At 64.3% G+C, this 20059-nt stretch carries 21 protein-coding genes and 1 pseudogene; 13 read left to right on the top strand and 9 right to left on the bottom strand.

Annotated features, from left to right (window positions below):
* The 8 genes from MLGJGCBP_RS40815 to MLGJGCBP_RS40780 all read left to right on the top strand — a co-directional run.
* The coding region (locus MLGJGCBP_RS40815; RefSeq protein ID WP_328799674.1) for an FAD-linked oxidase C-terminal domain-containing protein at window positions 1-297 on the top strand (297 nt) is incomplete at its 5' end.
* Window positions 294-686: a hypothetical protein gene (locus MLGJGCBP_RS40810; protein WP_236581668.1), complete on the top strand. Its 393-nt coding sequence runs from the start codon at window positions 294-296 to the stop codon at window positions 684-686. The genes MLGJGCBP_RS40815 and MLGJGCBP_RS40810, both read left to right, overlap by 4 nt.
* A gap of 503 nt (window positions 687-1189) precedes the next feature.
* Window positions 1190-2938 carry a sigma-54-dependent Fis family transcriptional regulator gene (locus tag MLGJGCBP_RS40805; RefSeq protein ID WP_160103112.1) on the top strand — a complete coding sequence of 583 codons (1749 nt, stop codon included), beginning with the start codon at window positions 1190-1192 and terminating at the stop codon, window positions 2936-2938.
* Window positions 2939-3308: 370 nt separating this feature from the next.
* Window positions 3309-3554: a hypothetical protein gene (locus MLGJGCBP_RS40800; RefSeq protein WP_160103110.1), complete on the top strand. Its 246-nt coding sequence runs from the start codon at window positions 3309-3311 to the stop codon at window positions 3552-3554.
* 526 nt (window positions 3555-4080) lie between these two features.
* Window positions 4081-4626, top strand: a complete 546-nt coding sequence (locus MLGJGCBP_RS40795; RefSeq protein WP_160103108.1) for a hypothetical protein — start codon at window positions 4081-4083, stop codon at window positions 4624-4626.
* 7 nt (window positions 4627-4633) lie between these two features.
* Window positions 4634-5065 (top strand): Fur family transcriptional regulator, encoded by a 432-nt coding sequence (locus MLGJGCBP_RS40790; protein WP_160103106.1) that lies wholly within the window; start codon window positions 4634-4636, stop codon window positions 5063-5065.
* 47 nt (window positions 5066-5112) lie between these two features.
* Window positions 5113-7368 carry a catalase/peroxidase HPI gene (gene katG / locus MLGJGCBP_RS40785; RefSeq protein WP_160103104.1) on the top strand — a complete coding sequence of 752 codons (2256 nt, stop codon included), beginning with the start codon at window positions 5113-5115 and terminating at the stop codon, window positions 7366-7368.
* A gap of 377 nt (window positions 7369-7745) precedes the next feature.
* Complete coding sequence (locus tag MLGJGCBP_RS40780; RefSeq protein WP_442972149.1) at window positions 7746-8306, top strand: recombinase family protein; 561 nt, start codon at window positions 7746-7748, stop codon at window positions 8304-8306.
* Window positions 8307-8376: 70 nt separating this feature from the next.
* Here the strand turns inward: MLGJGCBP_RS40780 and MLGJGCBP_RS50880 are convergent, their stop codons facing one another.
* The 3 genes from MLGJGCBP_RS50880 to MLGJGCBP_RS40765 all read right to left on the bottom strand — a co-directional run bounded on the left by MLGJGCBP_RS50880 (window position 8377) and on the right by MLGJGCBP_RS40765 (window position 9975).
* A complete protein-coding gene (locus tag MLGJGCBP_RS50880) occupies window positions 8377-8850 on the bottom strand; it encodes a hypothetical protein (RefSeq protein ID WP_236581666.1) in 474 nt (157 codons plus the stop codon).
* A 69-nt stretch (window positions 8851-8919) separates the two neighbouring features.
* A complete protein-coding gene (locus MLGJGCBP_RS40770) occupies window positions 8920-9384 on the bottom strand; it encodes a hypothetical protein (RefSeq protein WP_160103102.1) in 465 nt (154 codons plus the stop codon).
* Between the two features lie 171 nt (window positions 9385-9555).
* Complete coding sequence (locus MLGJGCBP_RS40765) at window positions 9556-9975, bottom strand: hypothetical protein (protein ID WP_160103100.1); 420 nt, start codon at window positions 9973-9975, stop codon at window positions 9556-9558.
* A 169-nt stretch (window positions 9976-10144) separates the two neighbouring features.
* Between MLGJGCBP_RS40765 and MLGJGCBP_RS40760 the strand changes: the two genes are divergently transcribed.
* The 4 genes and pseudogenes from MLGJGCBP_RS40760 to MLGJGCBP_RS40750 all read left to right on the top strand — a co-directional run bounded on the left by MLGJGCBP_RS40760 (window position 10145) and on the right by MLGJGCBP_RS40750 (window position 12868).
* Window positions 10145-11161 carry a hypothetical protein gene (locus tag MLGJGCBP_RS40760; RefSeq protein ID WP_236581665.1) on the top strand — a complete coding sequence of 339 codons (1017 nt, stop codon included), beginning with the start codon at window positions 10145-10147 and terminating at the stop codon, window positions 11159-11161.
* A 77-nt stretch (window positions 11162-11238) separates the two neighbouring features.
* Entirely contained in the window at window positions 11239-11586 is a 348-nt protein-coding gene (locus MLGJGCBP_RS40755) for a histone-like nucleoid-structuring protein Lsr2 (RefSeq protein ID WP_160103098.1), read from the top strand.
* Window positions 11587-11617: 31 nt separating this feature from the next.
* Window positions 11618-11764, top strand: a pseudogene (locus MLGJGCBP_RS54500) (zinc-ribbon domain-containing protein); the annotation flags it as partial.
* Between the two features lie 129 nt (window positions 11765-11893).
* A complete protein-coding gene (locus MLGJGCBP_RS40750; RefSeq protein WP_236581670.1) occupies window positions 11894-12868 on the top strand; it encodes a hypothetical protein in 975 nt (324 codons plus the stop codon).
* Window positions 12869-12938: 70 nt separating this feature from the next.
* Here MLGJGCBP_RS40750 and MLGJGCBP_RS40745 read toward each other — a convergent pair whose 3' ends face one another.
* Entirely contained in the window at window positions 12939-13661 is a 723-nt protein-coding gene (locus MLGJGCBP_RS40745) for a hypothetical protein (protein WP_160103094.1), read from the bottom strand.
* A gap of 149 nt (window positions 13662-13810) precedes the next feature.
* Between MLGJGCBP_RS40745 and MLGJGCBP_RS40740 the strand changes: the two genes are divergently transcribed.
* Entirely contained in the window at window positions 13811-14560 is a 750-nt protein-coding gene (locus MLGJGCBP_RS40740; RefSeq protein WP_160103092.1) for an SOS response-associated peptidase, read from the top strand.
* Window positions 14561-14568: 8 nt separating this feature from the next.
* Here the strand turns inward: MLGJGCBP_RS40740 and MLGJGCBP_RS40735 are convergent, their stop codons facing one another.
* The 5 genes from MLGJGCBP_RS40735 to MLGJGCBP_RS40715 form a co-directional block, all read right to left on the bottom strand.
* On the bottom strand, window positions 14569-14829 hold the full coding sequence (locus MLGJGCBP_RS40735; RefSeq protein ID WP_160103090.1) for a hypothetical protein: 261 nt from the start codon (window positions 14827-14829) through the stop codon (window positions 14569-14571).
* A gap of 415 nt (window positions 14830-15244) precedes the next feature.
* A complete protein-coding gene (locus MLGJGCBP_RS40730; RefSeq protein WP_236581664.1) occupies window positions 15245-15778 on the bottom strand; it encodes an ATP dependent DNA ligase in 534 nt (177 codons plus the stop codon).
* Between the two features lie 48 nt (window positions 15779-15826).
* The gene (locus MLGJGCBP_RS40725; protein WP_141475986.1) at window positions 15827-16237 is read right to left on the bottom strand and encodes a hypothetical protein; all 411 of its coding nucleotides are present in this window, start codon (window positions 16235-16237) and stop codon (window positions 15827-15829) included.
* A 14-nt stretch (window positions 16238-16251) separates the two neighbouring features.
* Complete coding sequence (locus MLGJGCBP_RS40720) at window positions 16252-18357, bottom strand: integrase (protein ID WP_160103088.1); 2106 nt, start codon at window positions 18355-18357, stop codon at window positions 16252-16254.
* The gene (locus MLGJGCBP_RS40715; RefSeq protein ID WP_160103086.1) at window positions 18354-20042 is read right to left on the bottom strand and encodes a hypothetical protein; all 1689 of its coding nucleotides are present in this window, start codon (window positions 20040-20042) and stop codon (window positions 18354-18356) included. The genes MLGJGCBP_RS40720 and MLGJGCBP_RS40715 overlap by 4 nt, the downstream gene beginning before the upstream one ends.
* Between the last annotated feature and the right edge of the window lie 17 nt (window positions 20043-20059).

The raw sequence follows: 20059 nt of genomic DNA, 5'->3' as shown, positions 1-20059 counted from the left end.
GACCGCCACCACCTTTTCGTCGGCACCTTCGGGCACGCCGCGGACGGAAACCTCCACCCCACGATCGTGTTCGACGCAGCTGACCCCGACGCCTCCGACCGCGCCTACCGCGCCTTCGACGAAATGGTCACCCGGTGCTTGGCGCTGGGCGGATCGATCACGGGGGAGCACGGCGTCGGTGATCTCAAACGCAGCTACCTCGAAACGATGGTAGGCACGCACGAGCGAGGTTTGATGCGTCAGATCAAGGCCGCGTTCGACACCGCCGGGATACTCAATCCAGGGCGCGCGATATGACTGCCACCCAAGCTCCCGGCATGGACCTGTACCCGTCCCGATCGCGGATCGCGATATCCACGCAGTCGTCGCCCGATGCAGTTCAAGCCTGCGCACATATCGATCCAGTAGTCCTCCCGTCGGCCCGGCCCGAGGAGAACGACGACTTCGTACTGGACTTCGCGGCCCGATGGGTGCATTTCGGCGGTGGCAGCGCCGAAGACATCTTCATCGCCTTCGGGTGGAACGAGGCTCGGTACTTCGAACGCCTGCGATATCTGGCCACACGCCGATTCGTTGCCATCGATGACTTCCTCCGTCAACGACTTCTCGCCGTATGCGCCGAACGGCTACCTCCAGTGAGCACACCGGTGACCATCCCCGACGAAAGGCCACGACGATGCCAGTGAACCCCGTCCCGCGACCACAATGCCCTCCCGCCCCCGAACCGCAGCGGCCCCCGGTGTCGAGCACGCTCACCATGACCGACCTCCTGTGCACGCTGGAAGCCCTCACCGGGGTCCGCCCGCGGCCCGCCGCCCAGGACACACAGCCGTCAGGTAACCGGCCCCAGCCCCGCCGGTAGGAAGCGTCTGAATCCGCCCGGAATCTCATTACCCGGCCTGAACCAACTCAGGCTGCAGATCTAGTCGTGGTGAGCGCCCACCGGGGGCACGCCCTACCTCAACAGGCCAGCCGGCGCCCTACGCACCACGCGTGCGACAGGCCGGTGGCTCGCCCACCCCGGGATGACACCCTGTCTCCCGTCGTACCACCGTGAGTGCGTCGAGGACGTCGGCCCACCTGGGGATTCACGCGCCACAGGCCTGTGTCTCATACTGAGACCCGTATCACATTGAGACGCCGTACGCTCGTGTCAGCAACCGGTGGAAGAACAGGGCGTAAACAAACCATGACCACCAAGGACCTACAGGTAGCACGCGAGCGTTTTCTCGTCGAGCATGATCTCGACAGCTCCATTCGGCAGGAAATCTACTCCTCCTGGCAGCGGTCGAAGTCACTGAAAGTGGAACCCGATCAGCTCGATCTCCCGTTTGTTCGAGAGCCGAACCTGGACTCTCCCCTCGTCACGGCCGCCGGACCGGTCCTGAAGCAGCTCGCGGACGGACTGGTGGACGAGCCGGTCAGTGTCATACTCACATCGGCCGACGGCGTGGTACTGACCAGGATCGCCTCCAGTCGGCGACTCAATCGCACGCTCGATGCGGTCAACCTGGCCCCGGGTTTCAGCTACTCGGAAGAATTCGCAGGTACCAACGGTATCGGCACTGCCCTCGAGACCCGACAACCAACCCTGGTCACCGGCGCCGAACACTACGTCGGCTGTCTCGGACAACTGGCATGTGCCGGTGTCCCGATCACCCACCCGATTTCCGGCGCCCTGGTCGGCGCGCTCGACCTCACCGGCTGGGTAGAGGACGGGGGCCCACTGCTGGCCACCCTCGCCAAATCCGCCACCGCCCAGATCGAAGGCCGCCTCCTCGAGCAGGCCAGTGCCGAGCAAACCGCACTGCTGAACGCCTACTTGAAGGCTGGCCGGCGGGCACCGCAAGCGGGAGTCCTCGCGCTCGGGGACGATCTGGTCCTCCTCAACCGTCGCCTGCGCCTGGCACTGGACGCCCAAGACCAAGCTGCACTACTCGAGCACGCTGTCGATCTGACAGGTGCGCCTGCCACGCATCGACACATCGTCGCCCTCCCCAGCGGACAGTCAGCGCGTCTGTCGTCCGTCGAGGACTTCGGATTTGGATCGCGACGGCAGATGGCATTGTTCTACGTACATCTCCTCGACACCCCCAACTCCGTGGTCCCGGCAGCCGAGAAACCCGACATCCTGCCCGGCATCACCGGCAGCAGCGCGTCCTGGCGCCGCAGCTGCCAGCAGATCGCCCGCTGCGCCCGCGAACAACAGTGGGTCACGGTCTCCGGGGAGCCGGGAAGCGGTCGCACATCAGCCCTCAAAGCAGTTGCTATCGCCCATATTCCGATCCGCACCCGAATCTTCGATGCGACGGAGCTGTCGGGGGACAGTAACGCCATGGCGGCCCTCCGGCAAGAACTCGAACAGGACCGCTTCAGCATCATCCTCCGTGACATCGACCTGCTCGACGAGGAGCATCAGAGGGCTGTCGCCGACCTCATCCCAGGACGCGAACACGCCGGCTGGATCGCTGTGACCATCGGCGCTGCAGTGCACAACACCGATCTCGACACACTGATCCTCCCCCATTTCAGCCACACCGTGCCCGTGCCCGCGTTGCGCCACCGCATCGAGGATCTCCACGACCTGGTGCCGCTCCTGCTCCGTCAACTCAGCCACGGAGCAGAGCTATCCCTCTCACCCGTGGCGATGCGTCAACTGTGCAAGTACAGCTGGCCCGGAAACGTCAGCGAGCTACGGCAGGTCCTCCACGAGGTGGTGCAGCGGCAACGCTCCGGCATCGCCGGAGTCGAGCAGCTCCCACCGATGTGCCGGGCGCTGAGCCGACACATGCTCACACAGATCGAAGCCCTGGAACGAGACGCCATCGTCCGCAGTCTCGAGGCGAACCACGGTAACAAGAAGGCGGCCGCAACCGCGCTCGGGATCTCACGTGCCACGATCTACCGGAAGATCAAGGAATTCGGAATAGGCTTGTAAAAAGCGTTCCCCGAGCCTGACTGGCGGTCACCACGGCGACGTGAAGCCACTCTGCCATCGCTCATCACCGGTAGAGCCTGCGCCGTGGTGGTTCCCCTGCGCCGGCGCCGGATCTCTCACTCCCAGAACCCACCACCGACGGGGAACCCGTCCGAATCGCGTCCGATCGGGCGTGCATCGCCGTCTGTCGTCGTCATCCAGTTCGCCGGGCAGCACCACCTTCCGTGTCCGGAAATGAGACGGCCGTCACACAGATTCCGCCGGATCATGGGAACACAGAGATGGTGCACCCGGTACGAAACTCGAAGGCATCGTTGCCGACTCCACACCGAGGCTGCGCACTACCGAGGCAACCGAGAAGGCGATTCCGATGACGACGAACCCGCACACCCTGCCCACAACGACTGCGCGAGAGCACTCCGGTAGTGGTCGGGTCTGGCTGGTGGCTCCACTGTGCAACACGGCCGCCCCCACCGACCGTCCTCCCGTGCGCGATGACCTGATGCGCACCTGGCTGCCGGACGGCGACGCTACCTACCGCAGCTCCGACGGCCGCCGCCGAGCCACCTGGGCGCAGCTGCATTCGCAACACGATCTGGTGGAGGTGACGTCATGACCACCCTGACCGACACCATCTGCTCATCTGCATCTCGGTACCCAGGGGGCGCATTCGACGAGCGGCTCGCACGCGAGGACGCTGCCGAGGACGCTCTGCGCTTGGCTCCTGACGACCGCGTCACGTGCCCGCTACACCATCGGTGGATCCACCAATGTGTCGCGTCGCCAACCCATATCAACGCAGTGACTCGACACCGTTGGTGCCGACGCTGCGCCGTCCCCCTGCCCGTGATCATCGACGAGATCGCGGGAACGGCCACCATCGACTGCCCTCGATGCGGCGACGGGAGCAGCCCGGCCACCACCCGCCTGATCACCGCATGCCGCGCCAGTCTCGCTGCCTCGCGGAACGAGGCGCACCGACGGTATGACCCCGATCTTGCTACCTACCGCGTTCGATCAGCGCCGACAACACCCGCCCAGTCCCCGAGTCCCGCAACCCGCTCACCAGCGCCGGCCGAAACGGTGACGTAGGAGTGCCGGTCGGTGGCCAACGAATCCGAAGAACAGGCGAGGTGAGCTCAGTGGCCGACGATAGGCCGAATACGTTGCACACGAATCCTTCTGAGTACCAGTACCTTCTCGACCACGCCTACATGGGTGCGTTATTCGCGACGACAGTGTTCGACCTCCTTCTCGATGACACCCAGTACTCACACCATCGAGGGGACTTGAAACAACTCCGGGACGTCGAATCGACCCTGCACCACCAACTCGCCTCCCTGTTCACCGATCGAGCCGCCGCGCCGCTCATGGACACCGACACTCGGGCCGAAGACTATGCCCGTTCGATCGGAAGGCTGGGATGGGGCGAAATAATAACGGCAACAATATCTTTTGGCAACGCTTCCCTCTGCCGGTTACATCAACTGCGGGCGCTGGCACCGCAACCGGACCGGCCGCTCTACTCCACCCTCATCCGTCTCGAGGGGGAACTGATTGCGCTGGCCGAGGACGCCACCGATCACCGCCGCAACACACGACAGTTCAGTCTACTGCCCGGCATCCGCCGCCATGAGCGTCTCAATATGACTCACGATCTTGATCAATTACAGAAAGCCGGGGCATAGTCTGCCCGTGTCCTCGACCATGGATTTCGCACGACAGCTGCGACTCGCCGACCTGCGTGTGACCCAGCCCCGGGTGGCGGTATTGGACGCGGTGCAGGCCAATCCCCACGCCGACACGGAGACGATCCTCGCAGCGGTACGCGGCGTTCTGCCCCGAGTGTCTCAGCAAGCGGTGTACGACGTGCTACACGCCGTCACCGCCGCCGGGTTGGTGCGGCGGATCCAACCATCCGGATCCGTGGCCCGCTACGAGTCGCGAGTCGGCGACAACCACCACCACCTGGTGTGCCGGTCCTGCAAGGCCATCGCGGACGTCGACTGTGCCGTCGGTGACACGCCCTGCCTGACCGCGCCTGACGACAACGGATTCCGTGTCGACGAGGCGGAGGTCATCTTCTGGGGCCTGTGCCCCGACTGCTCCACCTCCCACCCCACCTAGCCGATCAACGAACCACAGCCCGAAGTACCCCTCTTGGAAGGAAAGCCGTGCCCGACAACACCCAAACCCTCGCGGAAGAGCACCCGCCGATCGCCGAGGCCAACACCGAACCCGCACAGAGCGGCGGCTGCCCCGTTGCCCACGGTCAGCTCAAGTACCCCACCGAAGGTGGTGGCAACCGTGACTGGTGGCCGAACCAACTCAACCTGAAGATCCTCCAGAAGAACCCCGCCGTGCGCAATCCCATGGACGAGGACTTCGACTACGCCAAGGAATTCGCGTCCGTCGACCTCGAAGCCCTGAAGCGGGACATTGAGGAGGTCATGACCACCTCACACGAGTTGTGGCCCGCCGACTTCGGGCACTACGGGCCCCTCTTCGTCCGCATGGCCTGGCACGCCGCGGGTACCTACCGCATCACCGACGGCCGCGGCGGAGCGGGAGCCGGCATGCAGCGGTTCGCGCCGCTCAACAGCTGGCCCGACAACGGGAACCTCGACAAGGCGCGCCGGCTGCTGTGGCCGGTGAAGAAGAAGTACGGCAAGACGGTGTCGTGGGCCGACCTGATGGTTTTCGCCGGCAACGTCGCACTCGAGTCGATGGGCTTCGCGACCTTCGGCTTCGGCGGCGGCCGGGTGGACCGGTGGGAGCCGGAAGAGGACGTGTACTGGGGCCCGGAGCTCACCTGGCTCGGCGACGACCGCTACACCGGTGACCGGGACCTCGAAAAGCCCCTCGGTGCAGTCCAGATGGGTTTGATCTACGTCAACCCCGAAGGACCGAACGGCAACCCGGACCCCCTCGCAGCGGCCACGGACATCCGGGAGACGTTCCGGCGGATGGCGATGAACGATGTCGAAACCGCCGCCCTGATCGTCGGAGGCCACACCTTCGGCAAGGCCCACGGTGCCGGCCCCGCCGACCACGTCGGCCCGGAGCCCGAAGCCGCGCCGCTCGAGGAGCAGGGCCTGGGCTGGAAGAGCTCCTTCGGCACAGGTAAAGGCAAGGACGCGATCACCAGTGGCCTCGAGGTGACCTGGACACCCACCCCGACCACGTGGGACAACAGCTTCCTCGAGACCCTGTACGGCTACGAATGGGAGCTGAGCAAGAGCCCCGCCGGAGCCAACCAGTGGATGGCGAAGGACGGCGCCGGAGCCGGCACCGTCCCCGACGCCTTCGACCCCTTGGTGCGGCACGCCCCCACGATGCTGACCACCGACCTCTCCTTGCGGATCGACCCGGCCTACGAGGAGATCACCCGTCGCTGGCTCGACCACCCGGAGGAGCTCGCGGACGAGTTCGCCAAGGCCTGGTACAAGCTGACCCACCGTGACATGGGCCCGATCGCCCGCTACCTCGGGCCGCTGGTCCCGCAGGAGACCCTGCTGTGGCAGGACCCCATCCCGGCCGTGACCCACGACCTCATCGGCGCCGACGACATCGCCACCCTCAAGGCGCAGCTCCTGTCGTCAGGCCTGACTGTCCCACAGTTGATCTCGACTGCGTGGGCGGCGGCGTCGTCGTTCCGCGGCAGCGACATGCGCGGCGGCGCCAACGGTGGTCGTATCCGCCTCGAGCCGCAGGCGAGCTGGGAGGTCAACAACCCCGACGAGCTCGCGCAGGTGGTGCGCACACTCGAGGGCATCGCGGAGTCGTTCAACTCCTCCCAGACCGGGAACACCCGGGTGTCGTTCGCCGACCTCGTCGTGCTGGGCGGAACTGCGGCCGTCGAGCAGGCCGCCAAGAACGCCGGCCACGACATCGAGGTGCCTTTCACTCCGGGACGCGCCGATGCCACGCAGGGCCAGACCGATGTGGAATCCTTCTCCGCACTCGAGCCGACTGCGGACGGGTTCCGCAACTACCTCGGGAAGGCTCACCGGCTGCCCGCCGAGTACCTGCTGATCGACAGGGCGAATCTGCTGAACCTCAGCGTCCCCGAGTTGACGGTACTGATCGGTGGCCTACGGGTGCTGGGCGCGAACCACAACCAGTCGTCGCTCGGCGTGTTCACCTCGAACCTTGGGTCGTTGACCAACGACTTCTTCGTGAACTTGCTCGACCTGGAAACGGAGTGGGCGCCGACGTCTGCGAACTCGGGCATCTACGAGGGCCGCGACCTCGCCACCAATGAGGTGAAGTGGACCGGCAGCCGCGTCGACTTGCTGTTCGGGTCGAACTCGGAGCTGCGCGCTCTGGCCGAGGTCTACGCCGCCGACGACGCGAAGGGGAAGTTCGTGCAGGACTTCGTGTCCGCGTGGGACAAGGTGATGAACCTCGATCGGTTCGACCTCCCCTGACCCACTCGTGCCACCGGGTGCGGCACCCCGCGAGCTCACCGCCGCGGGCTGCCGTACCCGGTGGCACGGTTGTGCCACCCTCACAACGAGTCGGACAGGCCTAACTCTCGGCCCCGTGGCAGGCGTACCATCCAGTGATCTGATCGTCCTGTGCGGCAGTGCTTTCACAGGGGCCGGGGAGTGCGGGATCCAGTAATCGGGAATGGCGAATAGGGAATGGTGCTCGTGATTCTCACACTACCCAGGGCTCACATCTCGACGCTCGCTCACTGACGGTCGAAGTCAGACCGCTTGCTTATGCAGCCCACTTCCGATAAAGAATGTCAACAGTAGGCTGCACTGATGCGTGAATTGCCTGGTCGTCGTGCAGGCGTCATCTGAAACTGACATTGGGGTACCTGAGAGTGTCAACCGCCGATCAGTCGTTGGATCTTCAGAGAGACGCTCTGGCGGCCGAGAACTGTTTACGCGTGTGGGAAGAAGTTGCTTCAGGCGCGCAGAAGGAGCGCCCGCAGCTGCAACAGGCTCTCGACAGCCTCCGCGTCGGCGACACCTTGGTGGTGTGGAGACTGGACCGGCTTGGCCGCTCGCTGAGTCATCTCATCGAGACGGTAGGACTCATCGAAAGCAAGGGGGCGGCCTTCCGGAGCCTGACCGAGGGTATCGATACCTCCACGCCCACAGGACGATTGGTGTTCCACATATTCAGCTCTCTCGCAGAATTTGAACGTGAGTTGGTCAAGGAACGCACCTTGGCCGGCCTCGCCGCAGCGCGCGCTCGTGGCCGGGTCGGTGGCCAGCCAGCCAAGATCACCCCTGCCAAAGCACGCCAGATCCTGCGAATGCTTGAGGACGGCACACCGAAAACTGAGATCGCCGCCGTCCTCGAAATCGGACGAGCAACCCTCTACAGACATCTTGCGGAAGCGTCGGATTGATGCGGCGTCCCCACCGTTGTTGATTCGGGGTGAGCGGCGACTCCTGAGAAGACGTCGCGGGGGGTGCGCGTTACCTACTCATTCGTCGTCGGGGCCTGGGCTGTGTCCCCTCGCCGCGGGCGCCGCGGGCGGTTCGTTTCACGTTCGCCCCGGTCCTCCGAGTTGCGGAAATGCTCTTCCTGGGGCGCGCCTTCCGCTCGTCCTCGTCCTCGTCCTCGTCCTCCTCGTCCTCCTCGTATTCGTCCTCTTCGTCCTCCTCCTCGAGTTCAACGTCAGAATCGAGGACGTGATCGCGGCCGACGCCACTGACCTCATTCGCTCGTGTTGAAGGTGTACTCGCTGCGGCCTCGCGGGCAACTTCGATTGCTTTCTCACGCTGACGGGCCAGCTCGTCCTCAGGAATGGCCAAGATCTCAAGCGCAGAGGCCGGTACGGGACGACCCAACCGTTCAGCGCGACGTTTCGCCGAGCGCGCCGCTGCGTGTGCGTCTCGCGCGTACTCGATGGGTTCTAGGTTGGCGATCTGCTCTCGAAGAGTGCTCATCGTGCGGCCTGTCTAGTTGTGGCGTCATCGCTGGTGTTGCAGTGGTCAGGAGGTCGCTGCATCCGGACCTTAGGTTTTTAGGACGCCTGGCTGAGCATCCTTAACCTCGCGATACCTGTCAATAACTTCGGTTGAGTAGGCGACGACGGCCTCCTTCAATGTGCTGTCGTCGAGACTGTAAGACTCGGCTTCGATCGCGTCGAGGATCTTCTCACGCAGCGTTTCCGTTAGGCCTGGATCATTACTACCTGGGCTTGCACCTTTGTCGATCACCCACTGAAGCCTTGACCAGCTCCTGTCCGAGCGATGATGTTCCTTCGCCTGGTGCCACGCACGTTTACCTGTGATGTAGGCGAGAATAGCCGCCCCCAACGCAGCTAGCCCAGCGAAGAGAGTCGCCACAGGTTGGCCCGCAATCGTCCAGAACTCGGACGATCCCGGAACCTCGAACCAGCGGCCAAGTAAGAAGCCGATGAACATCGAGAGGCTGACGAAAAGCGGGATTCCCCAACGGGGTACCTGGGTGGTGCTCACCCACCACGCTGCCATTCCACCGGATCCGTGAGAGTCCGTCACTGCCCGATTGTCGCTGATTTCTGTTGATCCGGGGTTGTTACGCCAGCCAGGTCATGAAACCGACGAGGAAGACCCCCAGGCCGCCGAACAGCACCGGGAACTCTGCTCGTCTTCATCCGTTGTCGGGATTTACCGGCGACCGTCGCGAATCTGGTAGACCCGCTCGCGGCTGACTCCGGCCGCTCCTGCGAGCCGTGTAGCTGAACCGCCGGCGCGCATCGCATCGCGGAGCACGGTACGCCACGCGAGGTCCCGCCGGCCCGCCTCAATCTCTGCCTGCGCCTTGGCGAAGGTGACGTGTTTGACGATCTGCTCCCAATCGACGGACTCGACCTCCACGATCCTGTAGCCCTTCTCGACCGCGGGAGTGTCGCCGCTGGTGACCCGCCACCCGTTCGCCGCCAGGACGTCCTCTGGGGCTTCGTCGGCGGCCAGGGGATAGCTGGCAATGAGGCCAGGTTCGTCCGGGGAAGTCATCACGAGGATCTCGGGATCGCCGAGGGCGACGGCGTCGCTGGTCACGATGTGAGCGGCATAGGTCGGCGACATTCCGTCTCTCCTTCATCGGCGGGCTTTACGTAAAGCACGCTACACACCTTTTGTGAAGCGCGCTACACGTTTTACAGTTTCGTATCGTTTCATTTCATAATGGATACGTAATGAAACGATACGATAATGTGTTACGATTTACCTCACGTCAACGGTGGGAGCGTCGAAAATGGCTGAAAACAAGCCGGGTAGGCCCCGGGAGTACGCGTCGGACGCCGACCGGGTCCGGGCCTGGCGGGCGCGGCAAAAGCAGGAGACCGCCTCCGCCGCGGCAGAGGCGGAACTGCCTACCGACCCGGCGGAGGCAGCGGCCGCGTTGGCGCAGGTCCTGCCCTTGCTGCGGCAGGAGGCCGGCGGCGCATTGGACAGGCTGTCTGCGGTCGCCGATCGGATCACCGGTGCGGTCGACCTGCTCGGAGATCCGGCAGCGATAGACGCCCACCTACGCCGCGCACAGGTCACCGCGGACAAGGTGAAGGCCGACGCCGCGGATGAGATCGAGAAACTCCGTAACCAGCTCGAGGCGGCGCTCGATGACCGCGCCAATGCCGACGTCGCCGCCCAGGCCGCCGAAGCGGCGGCCGCGGAGTCAGCGACGGCGTTGGCTGAAGCCCAGCGCGAGCACGCCGAACAGGTGCAGGCCCTGCGGGTAGCGCACGGGGAGGAGCTGACCGTGCTTGCTGAGGAACACGCCGCCGTCCTCGATCGGTGGCGACAAGAGATGGAGACCGCGGCTGCCGAGCACCGCGACAAGGCGGCAGAACAGCATGAACTTGTCGAGTCGCTGCGTCGCCACAACGCCGACCTTCTTACTCAGATTGACCAGGTCCGGAGTGAATCCGATCGCGCAGCAGCGGCGGCGACAGCCAGCATCGAGCGGCTCGAGGCCGACCTCACGGAGGCCCGGACCGCGGTGCAGTCCGAACGCAGCCGGGCGGACGCAGCCCGCGACGAACTCGCCACCACTAAGGCGGATCTCGCAACTGCCCAGGCGCAGGCAGCGGCCGCTCGCGAGCGAGCCGGCGAACTCCGCGACGAACTCGGCGCCACCAAGGCGGATCTCGTGACCGCGCAGGCGCAGGCAGCGACCGCCCGCGAGCGAGCCGATGAGCTGCGCGCCGAACTCGCCGAAGCGCGTAGCGCCAGCGCGGCCACCAAGGACGGCGAACGGGGCACGAACCCATAGGACCCGGGATCCGCGGAGTTTTCTGATACTGCCAGTACTGTCATCCGGTCTGTACCGAAGAACGAGGAGTGGAATCTGTGGCACGCAAGGTCGTAGTTGAGATGGTCGACGACATCGACGGCACAGCCTTCGGTGAGGACGGCGAGAGCATCCACTATGCAGTCGACGGCGTCGAGTACGTGATCGACCTGAAAGACGAGCACGCGAAGGAACTCCGAGAGACCTTCGAGTACTACATCGCGCACTCCACCCGGGTCGGCGGCCGCAAGCACCGCGCGGACCGACCGGGCAACCCCACTGCCGGGAAGCGGCCGCGGGACGAAACGAAGAAGATCCGCGCTTGGGCGCTCGAGCAGGGCTACGAGCTCTCTTCCCGCGGCCGTATCCCCGCCGAGGTCGAGCAGGCCTTCCGCGACGCCCACTGAGGGCCTCGAACAGGAGACACAAGGGGGGAGTATGCGTTTCAAAGATGAGCACCCAGAACTGTTTCGGCAACTGCATCGGGCCCGCAATGCCGGGGTCGATCTTGATTCGATCACCGCATCTTCACACGAGATGCTTTGGTGGCGTTGCCCTGTTGGTCACGAGTGGCGAGAAACGCCGCTGCAACGGCGATCGCACGCGACGTGGAAGCAGGGGGATCTCCACGCATGCCTGTACTGCGTAGCTCCTGGCTGCCTCGTCTACAGCTGCGGTCATCGTAGGTTTCGGCGCAGTGAATCCACCTTCCGTGTGCTCGCCCACCCGTGCGACAAGTGTGAGATCACAGAGCACGCACAACTGATTCTCGACGCGCTGGACGATTCGGCCGCGACCGCGGTCCGCATCCTCGATGAGAGCCCGGTTTACGCCCAGTTCTGCGGCAAATCGGCCGAGGCAGTCGAGTGGTGGGACGAGATCTTCCCGCTGGTGGAGGCATATTTCGTTCGCATGGTCAGCGTGTACGCCGCCATCGCGACCGTCGAGCATCGTCCCACGCTGAGCGAACCGATATCGAGCCTGCTCGGCGCGTGCATGCTGCGCCTCCTCGATGCGCTGCCGCAGGACTGCCGGGAGGAGATGCATTCGGCCGTGCCGGAAGATGCCGGGCACTTTCATTCCACGTATCTTCCCGGCCGGCACACTGCCGAGCTCGGATGGGCGTTGAAGAAGCGCGGCTTCGACATCGTCGACACACCCCTACAAGACGACATCGAGCGGCGCGTGCAATTCTGCGAGCAACAACGCTTCTCCGCGACCGGTGAACTGCCTCCGGTCAACCTCGCAGGTAGGCACTATCCCGCCTATATCCACCTGCCTCGGGACCGCGAGAGAGGGTCGTTGACCGAGCTGCAAGGATTCCGCCCGAAGCAGCTCCCACCACGGATCACCGCAGTTCGGGTCAGGCTCGACGAATCCTCACCCGCCGAGACCGACGACCCCCTCGGCCGAACGCACATCGGCTACTCCCCGGATCTCACGCCGCAAGAACTGTGGGAGCGCGGCCGCGGGATCTGGAAACTGCGCGCCGACCACGTCGCCGCATCAACGATCGTCCTCATGGTCCACGACAAGACGGTTGTCCTGGTGGCATCGATCACCGGACTCACCCTGCACCGCGGCGGCCTGGCCATTCTCGGTGAACCGCTTACCAATCACCCTCTCATCGGTAAGCCTGACCCGCTGCATACACCGAACCCCCTTGCTTATGGCGTCATCAATCGGTGAACGGGCGTGACCCCAGGGAAAGGATGGGCGTTCCGTGCTGTCCGACGACTCTTCGTCGGTGGCCGGCTGGTTACTCCACGTGGATGTGGGTGTCCTGGAGTTCGGTGACCGCGGCGGCGAGTATCCCGGTGAGCGAGTGCGCCGGGTTCCCACACGACTCCCATGGCCCTGCGAAGGGATTGGGGTCGTGCCAGGCCTGGCAATACCAGCCGGGGAGCAGTTGGTCGTGGATTTCGGCGTCGTCGCCTTCGATGATGTCGGTGAGTACCTCGAGGACCGCTTCGTAGAAGTCCTCCTCGACGAGCACATCACCTGCAGTGAATGCGGTCTCCGCGATCACGATGGCCAGGTGCCGCGACAACCGAGAAATTGTGTCCCCTTGAGCGACAAGCACGGTGAGGGTGTCTGCGGTGGCCTCGTCCTCGGAGGCCAGCTCCTGTTCGGTCTCGATGCTGTGCACGATCATCTCGTGACATTGGGCCAGGGCAGCTGTGGTCTTCGCCGCCGTCGCCATCGAGATGCGCACCCACGACGCCTCGGCGACGTCGACGTCCGCGCATTCGATCGTCATTCCCGCAACCATGTCGGCCCACGCCGGAACGGCGTCTGCATTGATCGTCAGCTGAGCGTCGCGCTCACTGATGCCGGCGATCGCGGCGACCGTGGTGACATTGCCGTCAATGAACGCCGCCAGCATCTCGTCCGGGTACTGCACGCCGCGGGCGGCGAGTTCGGTAGCCAACAGCGATACGTATCGGGCCGACCACGACTTCTCCCGTTGCTGATCCGCCATGCCCCCAGTGTGCCGAACTCGGGCCGCACCTTTGTCGAACGCGCCCAAGACCAACCCCCAAGGCTCGACAATCCTGAGTCCCCAGGAAACGCGACATAGACAACTCGAACCATCACCTCACGGCACCTAGGTCGTGGCACGCTATCGGTATGTGCGGTCGCTACGCATCGACGACGAGCCGGAAAACGCTGCTCGAGACCTTCGAGATCGACCCCGAGCGGGCCGACCCGGAGATGTCGCCGGACTACAACGTGGCACCCACGAAGACCTCCCCAGTCGTGATCGCCCGGGTACCGAAGGACACCGACGAACGGCCCCAGCGACAGTTGCGCAACCTCAAATGGGGCTTGACGCCCTTCTGGTCGAAAGACCCAAAAATCGGCTCCCGCATGATCAACGCCCGCGCCGAGACCGTGCACGAAAAGCCTGCGTACAGGAATTGCTTCAAGTCGAGGCGCGGGATTGTCCCGGTGGCCGGGTTCTATGAGTGGTTCCCGACCGATGAGGTGGGCAAGTCCGGGAAGCCGCTGAAACAGCCGTACTTCATCCACCCTGCCGAGGGCGACATTCTGCCTCTGGCCGGCATCTTCGATTTCTGGCGCAACCCTGATGTCCCCGACGAGGACCCGGACGCCTGGCTGGTCACATTTTCGGTGATCACGACCGAGGCCACCGACGATGTGGGACACATTCACGATCGGATGCCGATGAGCGTTGTCCCGGAGAACTGGGCGGATTGGCTCGACCCGACCAACACCGACGTCGACTACGCCCGATCCCTGATGGCGCCGCCGGCGCCGGGCAGCCTCGACACCTATCCGGTGTCCAAGGCCGTCAACAACGTCAAGAACAACGGCGCCGACCTCTTGAAGCCGATCACCGTCGAGAACGCCCACTGACCACGCAGTTACCCCAGCCAGACCATGAATCCGAGGACAAAAGCGGCCAGGCCGCTAAGCAGTACCGTGCCTTCTTTGCTCATGTTCATGCGGCCGATGAGTCCTGTGGACGAGATGTACCCGACTAGCGCGGCAATCCCGCCCAGGACCATGAGGTATCCAGCCCATGGGCCGAGGAACTGGAAGACATCTTCGATCGTCGGCAGCCTGACCGCAACCACATGGGTGAGGCCCGGTGCGTCACCGTTCAGAGCGAGGAAGTTCGTCATGACTGCGCACGCTAGACCAAATTCGGAGAATGCCGGGGGCAGATTGACCGGCTCTGAACAGCAGCGATGCGCCCCTGGGGCGCATCGCTGAGCCTAACAACCACGCCCCAAGTCGGGCGTGTCCCAATGCCGTCTCGGAGTGTCGCTCACACGATCTTCGAAGCGGGTTTCCTTCAGGCGGCCAGGCGCCGGAATATCACCACACCGTGTGCTGTTGAAGCAGCTGACGGTGGCGCGCATACCCCGGGTACCACACCAGAAAAGTCGCTGCGAGCGACCACTTGCCGAGAGGCGATATGGCGTCACGGTCACCCCCGAGCCGGGTAAGACCTACATTGCGTAGCGTTCCCGACGACATTGGGGATGAGGAGCCGCTGACGCCGGGGAAGGTGTCGGCGGCTTTCCTCTGGCCGGTCTACAGGTCCTCCACACGAACCGAGCGATCATCGACGTCGAAGCGCCGGCCTTTCAGCGAGGGATGGCGCAAACCACCCGCCGTGTGCGCCCTGTAGGCGACGTCCACGACCAGTCGAGGAGTCAGCCACTGAACCCCGGGGAAGGTCTCCGCGGCCGCTGACGGGTCCGTGAGAGGGCTGCTAGGGCGTTCCAGCGGCCGGAAGTCCTCCCGGAGCTGTCGGCGCATCGGCACCGTGAGTCCGGAAGAAACGGAACCGACCTGGACTAATCGGTTCTCGGCGTCATACGCCCCGAGGATCAGCGCCGCGACCGATCGACTGGAGCCGACGAAGCCGATCACCAAAACCGAACTGCGAGTGCGGATTGCGTGCTTGATCCAGGCTCGGCTCCGCTGGCCCGGAAGGTAGATCGAAGTCGAACGTTTGGCTAAAATTCCTTCCATACCAGCACTTTTCGCGGCATTTAGCATGATTTTGCTGCTCTGATTCTCCCATTCACTGCCCGACAGCAGTGTCGGAACTCGCGGCGCCACTCTAGCTCATCAAAAGACCGTCGGTTCGAGCATCGAGTCGCGCTACTGCTAATACTTCAGTGGTCGAGGTCCAGCGGTCGGCAGGGCGATCAGATTGCCGGCGTGGTCCTGATGGGTGAGTTCTGTGATTACCGCGCAGAGGGTCTTGATTTGGTCGAGATTCGTGGCCTCGCGGGCTTTGAGCTCCCTGATCTGTTCTCGAGCATCCGCCAATTGCTGTTGCAGCGCGTCTATATTCGGCGGGATCGGTCCCAGGCCAGCACTTGCCTTGAAATCTGCGACGAGGTCGGGGTGGTGTTCGTAGAGACGTTGGCGCGACACCTCGGCCTCGGTAGCGAGCGTAGAGATGGTGAATTTGCCATTGCTGCATGCAGAAGTGCCGGTCAGCAAGCGCTGGGATGCATCGCGGATGCGCTGACGCTCGGCTTTGAGCTGGGCGAGACGATCGGTGGTAGGCATGGTGCCGTTCCTGTCTAGGGGCGCGTCGACTCGTGGGCGTGAATCGCTCTGTCGTGTTCGGTCAGGCGCTCGTGGAGGCGGCGGTGTAGCGGCAGAGGCAGCACCTGCAGGTCGAGATCGGTGCGGAGCTTCGTGACATGGTTGCGCAGCTCGGTTATGTCGCGTTCGGTGTAGGCGATGTTGCTGCAGTTCAGTCGGCAACGCGCCCAGACCGGGCCGTTCTCGTCGTTGGTGGGGGCTTGGCAGGCTGCGGTTTCCGGACGCCAGACGCAGGTGAGCAGTGCTCCGTGATGAATTTGGAGGTCCGGGTTGGACAGTGCGGTGTTCGCCTGTGCTGCGCTGGTGAGGGTGACACCGTTGAACCGTTGTCCCTCCCTGACTCGGTGCCGGTAGGTGTCGGCGGCGGGGCCGGAGACGTGTTCGCGTCGGGTGAGGCGCTGGTGGTCGTCGTGCAGTTGCTCTGTCCGCAGTAAGAATTGCTCGAAGGTGATCTCGTCGAGGAATCCGGCGTCGGCTTGCCCGGCGTAGCCGTGAGTCATTCGGGTAAATAGGTGGCCGTATTGGTTGGCGCCGGCGATGGTGCCGCCGGGGCGGCGGACGATGTGCCAGGCGAGGGTGCGGCGCAGCCTCACCCCAGTGATTGGTCCGTGCTCGTCTTCACCGATGGTGGGGTGATCGACGGTATCTGCGATGGTGGTGTTGAACCAGGTAATGAAGGCGTGGACGTCGTCGGCGAGGCTGTTTTTGGTTCGGGTGCGCGGTGATCGCAACCAGTTGGCGGTTCCGAAGTGCCCGAACGGAAACAGCGTCGCACTGGGAGCGAGGTCTTCGAGAATCGCAATCGCCTGGGCGCCCTGAGCATTGATGACCCAGGGAATCGTCGCGGGTGAGCGTTCGGCTCTCTGTGGGGTGGTCTTGAGTTGGTGGCCGGACAGGAAGATCAGATCGAGCTTCGGGTCGCGGGTGACGCAGCCGCGCCGGAGGTTGAGCACTTCTCCGACCCGCATCCCGGATAGGTAGGCGATGACGATGAAGCAGGCGGTGGTGATGTGTCGGATCAGTGGGCGCAGTTCGGATGTTTCCACTGGGCCGTCGTGCCATGCTCGGTCCCCGACCTTCGTGAATTTCGTAACCCGTAGCAGGTCACGAACGACGGGCAGGCCGCTGTTGGTGATGGCGGCGGCGCAGGGATCTAGTTTGAGCTGTGCGACATGCGGCAACTGGCCGGCGTGAACCAGCCCGGCGAGATCGACAACTGTGCGCCTGCCGTCACGACGGCCTGGCAGGGGGTGACCGGCCGCGGCGAAGGCGTGCAGTACGCGGGCGAGCTGCTCTTCGGCCGCGTTCCAGCGGGTGGTGTTCCAGTGGCTGTATGGCCTTGGGTCCGCGGCCACGGACACGGCCAGAGCGCGCATGGTGATCATCTGACGGGCGGCGGGCAGGACGTCGGCGGCGATTGTTTCGGTCACCAGCAGTGCCGCCGACAGCAACTTTCCCATGACGTCGGGGTGGATGCGTGGGGTGCGGTTGCCGAGGCGCCGCGGATCCGGGTCGCCTGCCAGTTCCGCCGCGCTGGCACCGCCCCATAGGACGGCGATGGGCATTCGAGCGAACGCGGGCAGATAGTCCCGGTAGAGGTGGAGGCGTTGGACGGCCAGCAGTAACTTGCGCTGACGGGGTGTGGAGTCGGGTTGTTCCCGAACATGGCTGTAGTAGCGATCCAGATCGATCTCGGTGGCGTCGGCCAAGGATGTGATACCGCGGTCGGCGAGCCAACGGAGGAATACCCGCAGGTGCGACAGATCGGCCCAGATCGACGGAATCGACAGCACGTCCGCACGTGACCCGGCCACGCGGGGTGCGTGCTCGGTGACGTTGACCAGCGCGAAGACATAGAGTTTGCAGGCGAACAGCAGTGGCTGGGGATAGGTGTCCCAGTGGATCGCCTGGTTGGCGCGGTGTCGGTCGGGCAAGGCGGGGAACAGGTCCCAGACCGGATCAGCGAAGCGCGACAGCATCGCCGTGGCGTCGTGTAGTCGGCGGCGCTGCAGCACTGTCGTCGTCGAGGTGATGGGCAGGCCGTCGATGCGGAATTCATCGTCATGGAATGGGCTGGTCATATGGGATCGAGGTCTCCTGTCAACAAGCGGGCCGCCGTGCGGCGGTGCAGGTCGGTGATCTGGTCGCGGGCTTGCGTGCGCTGTGCGGGTTCGAACTCGGCGATGATTTCTTCCAATTGCGCTACCCTGCCGGCGAACTCGGTGACCCACCGCAGCGCCGACACGTGGTCCCTCTGTCTTTGCAGCTCATCGAGGACGGCGAGCTGGAACGGAAGATGCCGCGGGAACGCGCGGGCGTTGGAACAGTCGAGGCAGGTCAGGAAGGTTTGCCGACAGGTCGCTCCGCCGTCGTGTGGTGAATGGTCGAAATCGGTGCAGGCTCCGATCACGGTGTCGTGGTCGGATCCCAGCGACGCCAACGCCTCGACGTGCATCCTTCGCCGCTTCCGTGCATCGGCAACCTGCTCATCGAGCGCCTCCCGGATTAGCTGATAGCCCTCCTCGGTGACCGTGTCCATGTTCCGCAGATAGCGGCCGAGGGTGGCAGGTGTGTGAGCCACCGGGCGCCGATGCCGCTCGAGGTGGGTCTTGCGTAGCCGGTTCAAGGAGAACCCCAGGAGAACGTCATCGCGCTCCGGGTCGCCGGTCAGAGCCTCAGCGAACCAGCTCTTACGGTGTTCGCCTCGGACCTTGGGCGTTGTGGCGGTCAAGGTCTGCGTTGCTCGGACGTAGAAGGTGAAAGCCTTTTCGCTGCCCACCATGTGACGTGCCGACTCCGTCAAGTCCAACAACGACATGAATACGCCATACGGTGTGGTCAACGACGTCTCGCGCACGTGCTGTGGTCGCCGATCGTGGTCGGGTGGATGCAACTCGGTGCGCAGGTCTGTCAACGCAATCGTCATGGCAGCGCGGGGACCACGCCGATGTTTGATCGCATCGACGAAGACGACTCCGGGTTCGTGTGGGGCGGTCGCCAGAATCCGCGGGACCGGCAGTTCGAAGACCGTCGATGGGTTCAAGCCGGTCAGTCCTACCAGTAGCGCACCGAACGCCCACGCCTCGCCGGTCGACAAGTGCAGCAGCGATCTGAGCGGGCGACCGGTCACCAGGCTGGCGATTCTGACCGACTGCGTCGGAAACCCATTGCTCGTCGCATGGGGAAAGTCGCCGGTGCGCAGATAGTGGTCCAACACCTCACCCAAGCATCGCTCCGGGTCCCTGGTGTCACGGTCGTCCAGCTTCCCGGCCCGGAAGTCCGCGACGAGCTGTCGATGAGCGACTATCCGCTCCCGAGCACGACGAATCACCGTCCGCATGGCGGTGCTGATCCATCTCCATTCCTGCTCGGTATAGGGCTGGTGGCCGCCACCTTTAGTCCCGACGTTCTTATGCCGGGCGATCTCGCGGAGAACCTCCTCCTTCACGGCGGGGCAGCAACTGAGCAGCGTTCGCAGTTCCGACATGGGATGATGACCCGCAGGTGTCCGCAACGCGTGCAGCAACATTCGGGCATCAGCGACGGTGAGCTCGCCGAGCTCGGACATGGTCGGACGGTTCTCGGCCACCCATTTGTTCGTCCTGCGCGCCACCGCCCACATGCGTTCTGCCGATTGCAGCCGCCGCCAACGCCCCAGCGGCCCGGTGACCTCGCTGAATGCCGACGCGAGTTCCTCTCGGACGCTCGGATGGCCGGGTAGGACGCCGAAATCGAAAGCCTTCCGCTGGCCGCCATCGTCGCTCACGAATTCCACGACGAGGC

Origin of the sequence: Rhodococcus sp. T7, assembly GCF_009872365.1 — a bacterium.
GTDB lineage: Bacteria > Actinomycetota > Actinomycetes > Mycobacteriales > Mycobacteriaceae > Rhodococcus_F.
This window is presented reverse-complemented; position numbering and strand designations above follow the sequence as displayed.

What these genes read in the sequence shown, in the direction of transcription:
- MLGJGCBP_RS40810 (WP_236581668.1), top strand. Translation starts at nt 294, where the DNA reads ATGACTGCCACCCAAGCTCCCGGCATGGACCTGTACCCGTCCCGATCG.
- MLGJGCBP_RS40805 (WP_160103112.1), top strand. Translation starts at nt 1,190, where the DNA reads ATGACCACCAAGGACCTACAGGTAGCACGCGAGCGTTTTCTCGTCGAG.
- MLGJGCBP_RS40800 (WP_160103110.1), top strand. Translation starts at nt 3,309, where the DNA reads ATGACGACGAACCCGCACACCCTGCCCACAACGACTGCGCGAGAGCAC.
- MLGJGCBP_RS50880 (WP_236581666.1), bottom strand. Translation starts at nt 8,850, where the DNA reads ATGAGCACTCTTCGAGAGCAGATCGCCAACCTAGAACCCATCGAGTAC.
- MLGJGCBP_RS40765 (WP_160103100.1), bottom strand. Translation starts at nt 9,975, where the DNA reads ATGTCGCCGACCTATGCCGCTCACATCGTGACCAGCGACGCCGTCGCC.
- MLGJGCBP_RS40760 (WP_236581665.1), top strand. Translation starts at nt 10,145, where the DNA reads ATGGCTGAAAACAAGCCGGGTAGGCCCCGGGAGTACGCGTCGGACGCC.
- MLGJGCBP_RS40745 (WP_160103094.1), bottom strand. Translation starts at nt 13,661, where the DNA reads ATGGCGGATCAGCAACGGGAGAAGTCGTGGTCGGCCCGATACGTATCG.
- MLGJGCBP_RS40740 (WP_160103092.1), top strand. Translation starts at nt 13,811, where the DNA reads ATGTGCGGTCGCTACGCATCGACGACGAGCCGGAAAACGCTGCTCGAG.
- MLGJGCBP_RS40735 (WP_160103090.1), bottom strand. Translation starts at nt 14,829, where the DNA reads ATGACGAACTTCCTCGCTCTGAACGGTGACGCACCGGGCCTCACCCAT.
- MLGJGCBP_RS40725 (WP_141475986.1), bottom strand. Translation starts at nt 16,237, where the DNA reads ATGCCTACCACCGATCGTCTCGCCCAGCTCAAAGCCGAGCGTCAGCGC.
- MLGJGCBP_RS40720 (WP_160103088.1), bottom strand. Translation starts at nt 18,357, where the DNA reads ATGACCAGCCCATTCCATGACGATGAATTCCGCATCGACGGCCTGCCC.